Genomic DNA, 13,526 nt, shown 5'->3' on the forward strand with positions numbered 1-13,526 from the left:
CCGCGCTTGTGAAAGAGTATAATTGAGTTTTCCTGTTTATCAACCCTCCAGCCTCGAAATCTTCACGCCCACCAGGCGGACCGGCCTCTCGATATCCACGGAATCGATGAGCCTCAAGGCCGCGGCCCGGATGTCGTTTTGCGAATCCGAGGCCGTCTCCAGGGTCTCGGACCTGGTGATGGTCCTGAAATTATTGAACCGCACCTTTATGCCCACGGAGCGCGCCTTGTGCCTCCCGTCCTTGAGCCTCCTCACCAGGTCCTGGGTCAGCTCGTAAAGGGTCTCCTTTATGATATGGAGGTCCGAGGCGTCTTCCTCGAACGTGACCTCGCGGCTCAAGGACGAGGGCTCGTGGAAGGGGACAACCGGGCTTTCGTCCAGCCCCCTTGCGTGCTCATTGAGGGTCTTCCCCCGCTCCGGCCCGAAGTTCCTCTCAAGGTGCCGGACCGGTGCCCTCGCGAGCTCGCCGACGGTTTCGATGCCGAGGTCCTTGAGCCTTTTTTCGGTAGCGGGGCCGACCCCGAAGAGCCTTCTTACCGGCAGGTCCCTCAGGAACTTCCCGATACCCGCCTCCTCGATGACGAAAAAACCGTCGGGCTTTCCTGCCTCGGAGGCCATCTTCGCCATGAGCTTATTCGGCGCAACGCCCACCGATACCGTAAGCCCCAGCTCCCTCCTTATGCGCCCCTTCATCTCCCTCGCAAGCCGTATTGCCAGAGGGAAGGGGTCCTCTCCCGGCGCGGGCGCAAGCTCTATAAAGGCCTCGTCGAGGCCGAAGGACTCCACGAGCGGGCTATAGTCCCGGAGTATCGCCATGAACCTTTCGGATTCGCGCTCATACGCCTCGAAGTCTACGGGCAGAAAAACCGCCGAAGGAGAGCGCCTTAGCGCTTGCCTGAGCGGCATCCCGGCCTTCACCCCGTCTTTCCTGGCCTCGTAGGAGGCCGCAGAGACGACCCCCCTTTTAGACGGGTCGCCGTCGGCCCCGACCACCACGGGCCTGCCGCGTAGCTCCGGGTTCCTTTTGATCTCGACCGACGCGAAGAACGCGTCGAGGTCCAGGTGTATTATTGCTCTCCCCATCTCTCACCCCGTTTTTCCCGGATCGGTTCCATTGTAGCCGGGATTTCTCAAGTTGCCGGAATCGGACCCGATGCGGCTGGCATGCCGCTTCAGTCCAAAAAAATTAAAGGCCGAGGGAGACTCCCTTGGCCTTTGTTCAGGCGTGCGGCAGTATAGCACGGGAAATGCATTTCTCAAAACGATTAGATGCGGGGGGCTTTCGGGGAGGGCTGCCGAGGGGACGGACGCTCAGGCGTACTTGTTTGCCGAGCGCACTATCTCGTCCGCGAAATACGGCTTTCTTATGAACTCGTCTATCATGCCTTCCTTCACGCCCTGGAGTATCGCATCCTCGGCGTCCCTGAAGTAGCCGGTAAAAAGGACGACTTTCGCGGCCGGCCTTATCTTTCTTATCTCCCTGAAGGTCTCAAGGCCGTTCATCCCCGGCATTATCATGTCCATGAATATGAGCGAGTAATGGCTGTCCTTCACCGCTTCTACCGCCTCTATCCCGTTCACGGCGTATGCGGCTTCGAAGCCCTCGTCCCTCAAGATCTCGCTCATTCCGAGACCCACGGTCTCCTCGTCGTCGACGACCAGTATCTTCCTTTGCTTCGTTTCCGGCACCGGGCCTCCTGCCATGTTCCGGGAATACCCCGCATGGGCTTGCTCCAGCGCGGATTCTTCCGCCCTGCTCGATATGCTCGAAACCTGCATGGAGGAACATGGGCTCTGGATGAGGGCTCTTCTGATGGGGTCTGAGATTTATTTATTGAGGCGGTTTTCGTTTAAAGTATAGCCGGCCGGCAGGATATGTCAAGGGGGGCCCGGCGCTCCAACCCCACGGCGGGCCTGAAGCTTCAGTCCTTTCCCATGTAATAATTGAATGCTATGAGGACGGCCGAGACAACGGCTATGCCTGTAGCGAAAAGGAGCGTTTCCCAGGCGTTCTTCCAGTGTATGAGGTTTTCGAGGAAGGCAACCGCCATGACGAGTATTATTACGCTCCCGAGCTTGGCCTTCAGGTCGTGCAGGTCGTGTATGATCAGCCACGCCGGGAGCTGGACCTTGCCTATGAAGAGCTCATACATCCCGACCGCGAAGATGAGGAGGCCGGTCGCTATGAGGAAGGTGTCCATTATCGGGATGAGTTCGATAATGGCGTGCCCCTCCTCTGAAGTGCCTGCAGTCGAGACAAGGTGCATAAGGACGACCACTGTCCTGTACCCGCCCCAGAGGAAAGCCGCGGCCGAGGCAAATAGCATGACCACGACCGGGATGATGACGAGATAACGGCTTGCTGAAAGTATCCTGTCCATTCGAACGGATAATTTACAGAAACCCAAGACCGCTGTCAAGCCATACCGGCCGTAGCAGGCGGGGAAAACCCCGCCGGTTACGGTTATTACGGTTCTTGACAGCTTTCAGCCCGGCGATATAATGAAAATGAATTTCAATATCGGCACAAGCGCGGGTTTTTAAAGGCGATCTCTACAAATTAGGGTTTTTCCAGCAATGGGAAGGCCGGGAATAAAAAGTGGAGCATATATTTCAATATGTGAGCTTTTTTATTCGCGTAACCGCGCAGAGTCCGGGGAAAAGATCGAGTTTTAGGGGTTGCCTAAACGGAGGTGGGAGAAGCCTGGAATGGAAAAAAAGCCTTTCAGAGGCTATCGAAGCTGTACGGGGAGGCACTAGGCTCCCTCTCCTGGTCTTTACGTCAAAGGGGTGCGAGGGTTCCGGGAAGACCATGGACGAGGTATTGACTAACGAATCCGTCATCGCCGCCATCGAGCGCGAGTGCGTGCCGGTGCGGATAGACGCGGAGGAGAACCGCGAGATGGCCGAGCGCTTCAGGGTGGGCTGGACTCCGGCTTTCGTGGTCTGCGACGACGAAGGGAACGCCCTTGAGCGCTGGGAGGGATATATCCCGGCCGAGGACTTCATCCCGCAGCTCATTATCGCCAAAGGCCTCTCGGCCTTTCATCTCGGCAGGCACGAGGAGGCGGTCCGCGAGTTCCAGATGCTGGTGGAGGACTATCCCGGCTCGGAGCTCGTCCCCGAGGCCGAGTATTACCTTGGCGCCGCAACCTTTAAGCTAACCGGCGAGACCAATAAGCTCTCGGAGGTCTGCCGCGACCTCATAATGACGCACCCGGAGAGCACCTGGACGAAAAGATGCTCCCTTTGGGGCCGCGACTCGAATTACCTCCGGCCTTTCGTCGGGTACAACGGCGGCGGGTCCGCGGGGAGCGGCGCCTACTGAGGGACGAGTCGCCAGATAAAAAAAAGGGGCGCGGGATGGGCCCGCGCCCCTGAATGAGTTGTTAGAAAACAGATATTCCGAGGGCCGAGGCAGGGTGGAAGTAAAAAGAGGCGCATCTATGACAATATATGGGGTTTTTATCCGCCCTAACCAGGTGACTCGGGGATAATAGAAATTTTTAATGCCCCGCTATTCCCTGTCCTCGTTCAGATATACGACTCTTCCGAGCTCATCGAGCGTGGTGACGCCCTCAAGCACCTTCCGGAGCCCGTCCTTCTGGAGTGTGACCATGCCCTCCTCCAGGGCGGCGGCGTATATCTCCTCCTCGGGCGCGTCGGTCGATATGAGCTTCCTTATATTCCGGTCCACTACGAGTATCTCGAAAACGCCGACCCTGCCGTAGAAACCGCTCCCCCCGCACTTTCCGCACCCTTTGCCCCGGTATAGCTTCGTCTTCGGGGGGAAATACCCGGCCTCGTCAGGTCCGGGCGCGTACGGGGCCTTGCAGTGGTCGCATATCCTCCTTACGAGCCTCTGCGCCACTATGCCGTTCAGGGCCGAGGCCACCATGTAACCCGGTATCCCCATGTTCTTTAGCCTCGTGACCGAGGAGACGGCGTCGTTTGTGTGAAGCGTCGAGAAGACGAGGTGCCCGGTCATCGAGGCCTGGTGGGCTATGAGCGCGGTCTCCGCGTCCCTCATTTCGCCGACCAGAATCACGTCCGGGTCCTGCCGGAGGACCGACCTCAGTGTGTGGGCGAATGTCAGCCCGGCTTTTTCGTTCACGGCCACCTGGCTAACGTCCCGGAGCTCGTACTCTAGCGGGTCCTCTATGGTGATGATATTGATCTTGTCGTTCTTTATGTGGGAGACCATAGCGTAGAGCGACGATGTCTTCCCGCTCCCAGTGGGCCCGGTTACTATTACGACGCCCTGCGGCCTCTTTATTATGCCGAGGAGGCGCTTTGAGTCGACATTGGAGAAGCCCAGCCTGTCGAGCCCGAGCGCCGCGGCCTTGGGGTCGAGGACCCTCATGACGACCGTCTCGCCGTACTGAGTGGGAAGGGTGGATACCCGAAGGTCCAGGGACTTCTTCCCGAGCCTCACCTTTATTCTCCCGTCCTGGGAGGTCCTCCTCTCGGCGATGTCCATCTTGGCCATCACCTTTATCCTGGAGACCGCCGGGCCGTTGACCCATTTCGGGAGCTGCATTACCTCCCTCATGATGCCGTCTATCCTGAACCTGAGTTTTACGAAGTTCTCCTGGGGCTCGATATGTATGTCGCTCGCACGGAGGTCTATTGCCTGAATGATTATCGAGTCCACCATCTTTATGATGGGGGGAGTGGTGCTCTTCTGTATGAAGTTCGAGAGGTCGTCGAACTCCGGCTCGTGGACCACCTCGACGTACTGGTCCTTCCTCAGGTCCTGGACAAGGTTTTCTATGGGCTCGTTCAGGCGGTAATACCTGTTTATGGCGGTAGTCACGTCAGCGATGGTCGCGACATAGGGCTTCACTTCCAGGCTGGTCGAGAAGCGCAGGTCGTCTATCGCGTTGAGGTTAAGGGGGTCCGACATGGCGACGTTCAGGACCTTCCCTTCCCTCGATAGCGGAATGAGGAGGTACTTCTTGCTTATGGATTCAGGGACCAGCTTGAGCGCATCGGGGTCTATGGCGGAATCGATTTCTATGAATGGCAGGTTGAGCTGGAATGAAAGCGTCTGGGCGATGTCCATCTCGGTCGCATACCCCTTGCTCACGAGTATGCTGCCGAGCCGCTTCCCCTTGCGTTTACTCTCTTTAAGCGCCTCTTCGACCTGGTCCCTGCTGAGGAGTCCGGACTCGACGAGGATTTCGCCTATTTTTTTGACTGCCATCAGGTTAATTCACTGTTCTTTCGGGTTACGGCACCAGGCGCTTCGGATTCCGTTTCTTGGAATAAGCCGTTGAAAAAATATATGAGCGCGTCCGGAAAGGCACCTTTCAGGAGCGGGGCAAGTTCTGGTGGAGGGTACCGGGATCGAACCGGTGGCCTGCTGATTGCGAACCAGCCGCTCTCCCATCTGAGCTAACCCCCCGGGCAATGACACAATAGCTATTCTTATCAAAAAAAAGGAAACCCCGCAAGTGTTTATTGGGCCGTTTCAGGCAAAAAAAACACAATTTTACGGGCGAGGGGGCTAACAGGCAAAAATATTACCATTCGGGGAGACCCGCTTCCGGTCAGCTAAGGTATGCCTTCATCCCGGTTTCAAGGCTTTCCGGGGCGATTCCGAACACCTCTACAAGGGCGTTCAAGGAGGTGGTATTGTCTTCCAGGAGCATCTTTAAAGCCTCCCTCGAGACGGGGGGCCTGGGGAGGAGTTTTTCCAAAACAAGGGCGTTCAAGGTCATTAGCCGCATGGGCACGTGCACCTTTCGCGGCCTCCTGCCGATCACTGCGCCTATCCTGTCTATGACATCGTCAAGCGTGAGCGCCTCTGGCCCCGCCAGGTCGAGCGACTTTCCTCCCGCTTCCTTCTTCGCAAGCGACATTGCGAACGCGCGGGAGACGTCCCTTACCGATACCGGCTGCATCCTGCCTCTGCCGTCACCGGGCACGAAAACTGCCGGGAGAAGCCTCATGGCACGGGCGAAGATGGTCGTAAAATGGTCCCCCCTGCCGAAAATGACAGAGGGCCTGAATATCGTATAGTCGAGTCCGGATGAGCGGACAAGCTCCTCGGCCTCCCACTTGGTCCTGTGGTATTCGCTTCCGGATGAGGCCCGGGCGCCGAGCGCGCTCATGTGTATGAGCCTGGCAATACCCATGCCCCTGCACGCGTCGATAACGTTACGCGTCCCGTCCACGTGGACGGCCCTGTATGTAGAGCCCCTCTCCTCGTTCAGTATGCCCACGAGGTGGATGACTGCCTCCACGTCCGGCGTGACGGCTTTCAAGAGCGTCGTGATGCTCGTAACATCGCCCCTTGCGAGTTCACACCCTGCCTCCTTGAGCGCAATCGCGCGCTCCGGGCGCCTTGAGAGGCAGCGCACGCTTCTTCCCTCGAGGAGGAGCTCCATTGCCAGGCTGCTACCGACGAAACCTGTTCCGCCGGTAAGGAGGATCATTGTTTCTTTCCGAGGATTTCCCTGATGGTCTGCTTGAGTTCCGTGAGGTCCGACGACTTCGTGATGTAGGCGTCTGACGCCCACGTGCCGAAGTCGTGCTTGTAGTGCGGGTACGCCGTGCATAGTATGACCGGCAGGTCCTTCCACTTCTCCTTCACGCGGCGGAGCACCTCCACCCCGTCCATGCCGGGCATCTTGATATCAAGGAGCACCAGGTCTATCGAGTCCTTTTCGAGCTTCTCGAGTGACTCTTCGCCCGAGGCGGCCAGGTCGACATCCCAGCCCTCGTCTTCGAGCTCCTCCTTGTAAAGGAGCCGGAGCCCCTCTTCGTCATCGACAACAAGGATCCTTTTCTTCATAAAAACTCCATGTCACTGGAAATCCGCGCCGGTCAGACCGCCCGGCCCGCCTCGACTGGCGGCATATCAGAAGACACCAGCGCCGCGCCCGAATAAGGCAGCGTAACGGTGAAAGAAGCCCCGCGGCCCTCGTTACGGACCTCGATCCCCCCTCTGTGCCTCGTTATGATGGAGTTGGCTATCGGCAGGCCCAGGCCGGTGCCGTGCTTTTTCGTGGTGAAGAAGGGGTTGAAGATGTACCCGATGTGCTTCGGGTCGATGCCGCCGCCCGTGTCGGAGACCTCCGCGACAGCGAAATCGCCGGAGCGGGAGGTTACGATCTTGAGCATGCCTCCCTTCTCCATCGACTGTATCGCATTGGCTATTATGTTGTCAAAAGCTATCTTCATCTGCTCCCTGTCGGCCAGCACCGGAAGCGGCGCATGGATCGAGCGCCTCTCGACGGTTATGCCGTGCGCCGAAAACTCGTCGGCAAAGATATTGAGCGCCTCGTCCACTATGCTGTTAAGGTCATCCGGCTTAAGCTCCACGAGGTTGTCCTTGAGGAACCGGATGATGCCGTTCATTATCTTTTCTATGCGGCCTATCTCATGCGACATCTTCTCGATGTAGACAAGGCCGGGAGAGCCGGACGGGAGCTGCCTTTTGAGCCTGGCCGCATACCCGCCGAGGCTCAATAGCGGATTCCGTATCTCGTGCGCCATGGTGGCCGCCATGTCGCCGAGCGCGAGGAGCTTCTCCGAGCTTGCGAGCTTTGCCTGGATTTCCATGAGCTCGGAATGAGCCCTTCTATGGTCCTCCAGGAGCCCAGCGTTCCTTACCATGAGCGCCGCCTGGATTGCAGCGACCTTGAGAAGCTGCTTATTTGTGAGCGTGAGCCTCGTCCTCTCCCTCGACTTGAGATACACGACGCCGAAAAACGAACCCTTGCCGCCGAGGGGATATACGAGCGCGGTGCTCACGCCTTCGAGGCCGCGGTCCGGAATGCCCTCCCAGAGAGCTCCCTCGGGACCCTTCTGCGCCTCAACCAGGGTCCCTTTTTCCATCGCGACCGCGGGGAGCCCCTCGCCCTTTCCGTAGGAGAGGACCCCGGTCGTGCAAAGCCCGCTCGACGAGGCGGCGAGCTTAAGCCCCCCGCCCTCGCCCGCCAGGAAAAAAATGCACTGGTCGAAATGGAACTTCCGGGCAAAGAGCCTGGCTGCCCTTTCAAGCCTCTCTTCGAGCGTTCCGCCGGAGGCGGCGAGCTCGTTTACTTTCTCTATTATATCATATTCCATTGAAACCACGGCCTACAGCGGTTCGGAAACAGGGGCGGTCAGACCTTCGCCTCTCTAAGGAACTTGGCTGCCTCTTCCGGCGGGGTCGGGTTGATGTAAAAGCCCGAGCCCCACTCGAACCCCGCCAGCTTCGTGAGCTTCGGTATAAGCTCGAAATGCCAATGGTAGAACTGGGACGAGCCGTCCTTCACAGGCGCGGCGTGCAGGATGAAGTTGTACGGCGGGAAATTAAGGACCTTGTCTATTCTCTTCAAGACGTCCGAAAAGATGAGCGCGAGGTTCTCGTACTGGTGCTTCTGGGAATTCTCGAAGCTCGACTCGTGGACCTTGGGCATTATCCATATCTCGAAGGGAGCCTTCGGCGCGTAGGGGGTTATGGCCAGGAAGTCCCTGTTCTCCGAGACCACGCGCACGCCCTGCATCGTCTCCTGCCTTATTATGTCGCAAAAGACGCACCGCTCCTTGAAGTTGAAGTATTCGAGCGCGCCGTCGAGCTCCTCGGCGACCCTCTTCGGGATGATGGGGAGGGCTATAAGCTGCGAGTGGCTGTGCTCCAGGGTCGCGCCGGCGGCCTCGCCGTGGTTCTTGAATATGAGTATATACCGGAGGCGCTGGTCTTTTTTAAGGTCTATTATCCTGTCCCTGTACGCCCAGAGCACTTCCTCGAACTGCTGCGGGGAGATGCGGGCCAGGGTGTCAGTGTGCTGCGGAGACTCTATGATTACCTCGTGGGCGCCCACGCCGCTCATCTTGTCGTAGACGCCGTCGCCCTCCCTGTTGAGCTCGCCCTCGACCTTCAAGGCAGGGTACTTGTTCGGGACCACGCGCACGTGCCAGCCGGAGGAGTTGGGCGTCCCCCCGTTCTTCCTGTACGCGAGCACCTCGGACGGGGTCTTCGGTTCATTGCCAGGGCAGAAAGGGCAGAAGCCGGCCTTAAGCGTGGGCTGAGTGAACTCGAACTCCGACGGGCGCTTTCCGCGCTCGGTCGAGATGATGACCCATCTTCCGACAATCGGGTCTTTTCTTAGTTCTGGCATTATTTTTCCCCGCAGAAAAAGAGGCGATTGGAGGAGGTGAGCGGGAACTGGAGCTAAAGGGATCGAGGAGAGCCGGTTTTCCTAGCTAAGCATTTCTCGCCTTTTCGAATTCTTCTTCTTCCTTCTTGCATTCTATGCAGCAGGTGGTGACCGGTCTTGCCTCGAGCCTCTTCTCCGATATGTCCTCGCCGCAGAGTTCGCAGACGCCGTAAGTGCCGTCGTCTATCCTCTTGAGAGCCTCCTTGATTTTGGTTATGAGCTTTCTTTCCCTGTCCTTGACGCGAAGCAGGAAGTTCCTGTCCGTCTCAAGGGAGGCGCGGTCCGTGGGGTCGGGGAAGTTCTCTTCCTTCCCGCTCATCCCTGAAACGGTCTTTTCCGCCTCGCTCAAGAGCTCTTCGAGTTTTTCATTGAGGAGGATCTTGAAGTACTCGAGCCTGTCCCTTTCCATAATCAAAGAGTATATCCGAAAAGGCCTCCTGATGTAAATAGTAATCTATGTTCTTTATTTTCGCCGCGTTTCACGCGGACCTGACCTTATGAACATGGGAAAGAGACGAGGCGCGCTAAGGCTCTCCCTCGCGCATGTAGTCGCCGCTCTTGCCGCCGGTCTTCCTTACAAGCCTTATATCGGTAAGCTCCATGCCCTTATCGGCGGCCTTGCACATGTCGTATATGGTAAGGGCCGCGACCGAAACGGCCGTAAGGGCCTCCATCTCGACGCCGGTCCTCGATGCCACCCTGGCGGTCGCCGTTATGTCGATTCCGGGCGGGTCCATGACGGGCTCGAACTCCACCTCCACGCTCGTCACGTTCAGCGGATGGCAGAGCGGTATGAGCTCGCCCGTCCTCTTGGCGGCCATTATACCGGCGACCCTTGCGACGCCGAGGACGTCCCCTTTTTTCATCTCGTTCGCGAGGACGAGGTCCAGGGTCTCCCTTTTCATAAGGACCCTCCCCTTTGCCATCGCGACCCTTTCGGTCACGTCCTTGGCCGTCACGTCTACCATGCGCGCCTTGCCGCGCCCGTCTATATGGGTAAGAGCCATCTAAAGCCCTCCTTTACGCAATAAAGCCTCAGGCTGCCGGGAACCGGCGCCCTCAGTTGCCCGCCTCCACGATGCGGCCGTTCTCCACTGTGAGGATGAAGAGCCTCTTTTCGGCCTCCCTCCTCGGATTAAAGGAAATGGCGCCTGTCGCGCCCCTGAACTCCCTGAGTCCCTTGAGCCTGTCCCTCACGTCCTCCCTGCCGTAGCCCGGGCCGGAGCCCGTGACGGCATGAAGGAGCATCCGGGCGGAGTCGAAGGCATGGGCCGAGAGTATGCCGGGGCTCTTCCCGAAGGTCGCGCCGTACTCGCGCGCGAACTCCTCGGTCCCGCTCCTCCTGCTCATGGCATAGAACCCGTCCACGAAGACCGCGCCCTCGACGTTTTTACCGGCAAGTTCCACAAGCCTCGGCGAGTTCCAGCCGTTCGAGCCGAGGAGCTTAACGTCCTTGATGCTGAAATATTCGAGGTAAGGCGCGATTAGCGCGGCCTGCTCATGCGAATCGGGTATGAAGAGCGCGTCCACCCGGATAGTCGGCTCGAACTCCCTGATAACGCGCCTCCCCTCCTTACGCTCCTTCGACTGCACGCCGAATATCCTTTTGACGGTGTCGGTGAAATCCGCGGTGCCGTGCGGGTAAGCGGCCTTCCTTACGACCGTGCCGCCGTTCTCCTTTACCGCCATCTCGAAATGCCTGGCAAGCTCGGTGCCATAGGAGTTCTGTGGATGAAGCACGGCGAAACGCCTGGCGCCCAGCTCCTTTGACGCGTACGAAGCGAGCGCGCGCGCCTGGTCCTCGGGGGTAAGGAAGTTCCTGAAGACGTAGTCGCCGGCGTCGGTGACCCCCTCCCTCTGGGAAAGTGTGATGACCGGGAGCTTGTGCATCTGGGCTTGCCTTGCGACATCGAGCGCGTTCGAACTCAGGAGCGGCCCTATGATGCCAAGCACCCTTCCGTTGGAAGCGAGCTCCTGGACGGCCCCGGATATCGAGGCAGGGTCCGAGACGTCCTTTACTATAACCTCAACCTGCCGGGCCCTCGGGCCGAATATGCCGGTTGCAAGGAGGATGCCCGAGAGCGCGTCCTCGCCGAATGAGGCATAGTCGCCGCTTAAGGGGAGGAGCACCCCTATTGCCGGGAGGTTCGAAGGGACGGTTATGCCGAAGGAGGCCTTCTCTATCTCGGAGAGGAACCTTGCGGCCTTGGCGCGCTGCGCGATGGAAGCGTCCCTGTCCCCCTTGACCGCCTCGAAGGCCTCCCTGGCCTGGTCGAGCCTGCCGGTCCTGTACTCGAGGAGGCCGAGCTCTATCCAGGCCTCGTGCCTGAATTTGCTGGCCGGGAAATTGAAAAGGAGAAGGCGATACGTCTCCGCCGCCTTGGGGAGCTCTTTCCTGTCCCTGTAAATGCGGCCGAGCCTGAGGAGCGCCTCGTCCATGTAGTCCGACCGGGGGTTCGAGTCCACATAGCCCTCGAGTTTCCTGACCGTCTCGGCGTCCGCTCCCTTCAAATCGAGCTCCTCGAATATGACCAGGAGGTCGTCGCTCTTTGCCTTGTCGCTGAACCAGAAGGCGTCGGCCGCGGGGGCCGAAAGGAGGAGGATCGCCAGTAGGGCTATGACTGCTTTTCTCATTCGAAGATTTCCTTGACCTTTGAGAAGAAGTTCTTCCTTAGCGGCGTCGTATCCTCGCCGCTTATCTCTGCGAACTCCTGAAGGAGCTCCTTCTGCCTCTTGTTGAGCTTGGTGGGGGTTTCAAGTTTTATAATGACCTGCTCGTCGCCGCGCCTGCCCGTATGCACCGAGGCGATGCCCTTGCCGGGGAGCCTGAATACCTTCCCGGACTGGGTGCCCGCAGGGACCTTGAGCTTGGCAGGGCCCTCTATCGTCGGCACCTCTATCTCGGCGCCGAGCGCGGCCTGGCTGAAGCTTATCGGCACCTCGCAGATTACGTCGTCCTTCTCGCGCCTGAATATCGGGTGCGGCCGGACCGTGATGAAGATATAGAGGTCCCCGGACGGGCCGTTCCTGTCTCCGTACTCGCCCTCGCCAGCGAGCCTTAGCCTCGATCCGCTATCGACCCCGCCCGGTATTTTTACAGTGAGCGGCGTAACCGATCTCGTCTTGCCGCTCCCCCTGCACTCGGTGCAGGGGTCCTTTATGACGCTCCCCTGCCCCTGGCATGCCGGACAGGTCCGGGCTATGCTGAAAAAGCCCTGCTGGAACCTGACCTGCCCCGCCCCTCCGCAAGTCGAGCAGGTCACCGGATGAGTGCCTGGCTTTGCGCCGCTCCCTGAGCAGACCGAACAGGCGACCGTCCGCTCTACCTTTACGGCCTTTTCGGTCCCGAAGGCCGCCTCGTCAAAGCTTATCTCGAGGTCGAATCGAAGGTCGGCGCCCCGCTCGGGGCCCGGCCTCCTCCTTCCGCCGCCGCCGAAGAAGTCCGAGAAGACCTCGCCGAATATGTCCTGGAAGTCCGCTCCGAAGCCGCCGGGCGCGCCTCCCCCGAAGCCCGCGCCCGAGCCCGCGTATCCGAACCTGTCGTAATTGGCCCTTTTCTGCGGGTCCTTGAGCGTCTCGTAGGCCTCGTTTATGAGCTTGAACTTGTCCTCTTTTTCCTTGTCCCCGGCGTGCTTGTCAGGGTGGTACTGGTGCGCGAGCTTCCGGTACGCCTTCTTTATCTCGTCAACGGTCGCGTCCCTGGAAACGCCGAGTATCTTGTAAAAATCCTTTTCGTCCATCGTCTTTTATGAGCCGGCCGGGCGCCTGGAAACGGCCACCATGGCCGGCCTCAAGAGCCTCCCTTTCAGAAGATAGCCCTTCTGGAACTCCTTCACCACTGTCCCGGGCTCCGCCTTCTCGGTCTCCTCCTCGGATATCGCGTGATGTACCGCAGGGTCGAACTTCTCCCCTGCCGCCTTTATCTCATCGAGCCCGAATTTCTTAAGTGCTCCGTAGACCTGGTCGACGGTGAGCTTAACTCCCTGCCTAAGCGATTCAACGCTCCCGTCGCCGTTCGCGTGGGCAAGGGCCCTCTCGAAATTATCGATTATCGGCAGTATCTCCTCTATGAGGCTCCCGTTTGCGAAGCTTATTGCCTCGGACTTCTCCTTCTCTGCCCTTTTCTTGTAGTTCTCGAGCTCTGCCAGGGCCCTCAGGTACTTGTCATGGTTCCCCGAGGCCTCCAGGGACTTGGCCGAGAGCTGCTCGCTTAAGCGCCGTATCTCCTCTTCCGGTGTCTCGGCAATCGGCGCGCCTTCCTCCGCCGCCCCGCCCTCATTCCGGGCCTCTTTTTCCAACCCTTCGTCCCTGTCCATCACAATCCCTTTTCTTATTTTTTTTCGTCTAAGGGGGCGGCAAAAAACATCCCGCCCG

14 protein-coding genes and 1 tRNA gene are annotated in these 13,526 nt (G+C 58.9%); 1 reads left to right on the forward strand and 14 read right to left on the reverse strand.

Translation table 11 applies throughout. The features are described from left to right. Positions 1 to 39 precede the first annotated feature (39 nt). From K8I01_03265 to K8I01_03275, 3 genes are all read right to left on the reverse strand, one after another. Entirely contained in the window at positions 40 to 1,083 is a 1,044-nt protein-coding gene (locus K8I01_03265) for a DNA polymerase IV (protein MBZ0219437.1), read from the reverse strand. A 228-nt stretch (positions 1,084 to 1,311) separates the two neighbouring features. Continuing rightward, positions 1,312 to 1,779 (reverse strand): response regulator, encoded by a 468-nt coding sequence (locus tag K8I01_03270; GenBank protein MBZ0219438.1) that lies wholly within the window; start codon positions 1,777 to 1,779, stop codon positions 1,312 to 1,314. Positions 1,780 to 1,922: 143 nt separating this feature from the next. Next, entirely contained in the window at positions 1,923 to 2,381 is a 459-nt protein-coding gene (locus K8I01_03275; GenBank protein ID MBZ0219439.1) for a YqhA family protein, read from the reverse strand. A 239-nt stretch (positions 2,382 to 2,620) separates the two neighbouring features. Here K8I01_03275 and K8I01_03280 point away from each other — a divergent pair, with 239 nt between their 5' ends. Next, positions 2,621 to 3,328, forward strand: a complete 708-nt coding sequence (locus tag K8I01_03280) for a thioredoxin fold domain-containing protein (GenBank protein ID MBZ0219440.1) — start codon at positions 2,621 to 2,623, stop codon at positions 3,326 to 3,328. Positions 3,329 to 3,517: 189 nt separating this feature from the next. Here the strand turns inward: K8I01_03280 and K8I01_03285 are convergent, their stop codons facing one another. From K8I01_03285 to grpE, 11 genes are all read right to left on the reverse strand, one after another. Next, on the reverse strand, positions 3,518 to 5,206 hold the full coding sequence (locus tag K8I01_03285; protein MBZ0219441.1) for a GspE/PulE family protein: 1,689 nt from the start codon (positions 5,204 to 5,206) through the stop codon (positions 3,518 to 3,520). Positions 5,207 to 5,331: 125 nt separating this feature from the next. Then, positions 5,332 to 5,407: transfer RNA gene (locus K8I01_03290), tRNA-Ala, on the reverse strand. Positions 5,408 to 5,552: 145 nt separating this feature from the next. Beyond that, positions 5,553 to 6,440, reverse strand: coding sequence for a complex I NDUFA9 subunit family protein (locus K8I01_03295; protein MBZ0219442.1), 888 nt, complete (start codon positions 6,438 to 6,440; stop codon positions 5,553 to 5,555). Further along, entirely contained in the window at positions 6,437 to 6,799 is a 363-nt protein-coding gene (locus tag K8I01_03300; GenBank protein ID MBZ0219443.1) for a response regulator, read from the reverse strand. Before K8I01_03300 ends, K8I01_03295 begins: the two co-directional genes overlap by 4 nt. Before the next feature lie 32 nt (positions 6,800 to 6,831). Next, positions 6,832 to 8,076 (reverse strand): hypothetical protein, encoded by a 1,245-nt coding sequence (locus tag K8I01_03305; protein ID MBZ0219444.1) that lies wholly within the window; start codon positions 8,074 to 8,076, stop codon positions 6,832 to 6,834. Between the two features lie 38 nt (positions 8,077 to 8,114). Further along, positions 8,115 to 9,113 carry a galactose-1-phosphate uridylyltransferase gene (galT, locus tag K8I01_03310; protein MBZ0219445.1) on the reverse strand — a complete coding sequence of 333 codons (999 nt, stop codon included), beginning with the start codon at positions 9,111 to 9,113 and terminating at the stop codon, positions 8,115 to 8,117. An 85-nt stretch (positions 9,114 to 9,198) separates the two neighbouring features. After that, positions 9,199 to 9,561, reverse strand: a complete 363-nt coding sequence (gene dksA, locus K8I01_03315; GenBank protein ID MBZ0219446.1) for an RNA polymerase-binding protein DksA — start codon at positions 9,559 to 9,561, stop codon at positions 9,199 to 9,201. A 115-nt stretch (positions 9,562 to 9,676) separates the two neighbouring features. Further along, on the reverse strand, positions 9,677 to 10,159 hold the full coding sequence (gene moaC / locus K8I01_03320; GenBank protein MBZ0219447.1) for a cyclic pyranopterin monophosphate synthase MoaC: 483 nt from the start codon (positions 10,157 to 10,159) through the stop codon (positions 9,677 to 9,679). Positions 10,160 to 10,211: 52 nt separating this feature from the next. Continuing rightward, positions 10,212 to 11,786, reverse strand: coding sequence for a penicillin-binding protein activator (locus K8I01_03325; protein ID MBZ0219448.1), 1,575 nt, complete (start codon positions 11,784 to 11,786; stop codon positions 10,212 to 10,214). Then, on the reverse strand, positions 11,783 to 12,892 hold the full coding sequence (gene dnaJ, locus K8I01_03330) for a molecular chaperone DnaJ (GenBank protein ID MBZ0219449.1): 1,110 nt from the start codon (positions 12,890 to 12,892) through the stop codon (positions 11,783 to 11,785). Before dnaJ ends, K8I01_03325 begins: the two co-directional genes overlap by 4 nt. A gap of 6 nt (positions 12,893 to 12,898) precedes the next feature. Then, complete coding sequence (gene grpE, locus K8I01_03335; GenBank protein ID MBZ0219450.1) at positions 12,899 to 13,468, reverse strand: nucleotide exchange factor GrpE; 570 nt, start codon at positions 13,466 to 13,468, stop codon at positions 12,899 to 12,901. Positions 13,469 to 13,526: the final 58 nt, after the last annotated feature.

Source organism: Deltaproteobacteria bacterium, assembly GCA_019912665.1.
Classification (GTDB): Bacteria; Desulfobacterota; GWC2-55-46; order GWC2-55-46; family GWC2-55-46; genus UBA5799.

Excerpts from the sequence above, each read along its gene's own strand:
- K8I01_03275 (MBZ0219439.1), bottom strand. The coding sequence starts at position 2,381 with ATGGACAGGATACTTTCAGCAAGCCGTTATCTCGTCATCATCCCGGTC.
- moaC (MBZ0219447.1), bottom strand. The coding sequence starts at position 10,159 with ATGGCTCTTACCCATATAGACGGGCGCGGCAAGGCGCGCATGGTAGAC.
- K8I01_03325 (MBZ0219448.1), bottom strand. The coding sequence starts at position 11,786 with ATGAGAAAAGCAGTCATAGCCCTACTGGCGATCCTCCTCCTTTCGGCC.
- dksA (MBZ0219446.1), bottom strand. The coding sequence starts at position 9,561 with ATGGAAAGGGACAGGCTCGAGTACTTCAAGATCCTCCTCAATGAAAAA.
- K8I01_03305 (MBZ0219444.1), bottom strand. The coding sequence starts at position 8,076 with ATGGAATATGATATAATAGAGAAAGTAAACGAGCTCGCCGCCTCCGGC.
- K8I01_03270 (MBZ0219438.1), bottom strand. The coding sequence starts at position 1,779 with ATGCAGGTTTCGAGCATATCGAGCAGGGCGGAAGAATCCGCGCTGGAG.
- K8I01_03300 (MBZ0219443.1), bottom strand. The coding sequence starts at position 6,799 with ATGAAGAAAAGGATCCTTGTTGTCGATGACGAAGAGGGGCTCCGGCTC.
- K8I01_03285 (MBZ0219441.1), bottom strand. The coding sequence starts at position 5,206 with ATGGCAGTCAAAAAAATAGGCGAAATCCTCGTCGAGTCCGGACTCCTC.
- K8I01_03295 (MBZ0219442.1), bottom strand. The coding sequence starts at position 6,440 with ATGATCCTCCTTACCGGCGGAACAGGTTTCGTCGGTAGCAGCCTGGCA.
- grpE (MBZ0219450.1), bottom strand. The coding sequence starts at position 13,468 with ATGGACAGGGACGAAGGGTTGGAAAAAGAGGCCCGGAATGAGGGCGGG.
- galT (MBZ0219445.1), bottom strand. The coding sequence starts at position 9,113 with ATGCCAGAACTAAGAAAAGACCCGATTGTCGGAAGATGGGTCATCATC.
- K8I01_03265 (MBZ0219437.1), bottom strand. The coding sequence starts at position 1,083 with ATGGGGAGAGCAATAATACACCTGGACCTCGACGCGTTCTTCGCGTCG.
- dnaJ (MBZ0219449.1), bottom strand. The coding sequence starts at position 12,892 with ATGGACGAAAAGGATTTTTACAAGATACTCGGCGTTTCCAGGGACGCG.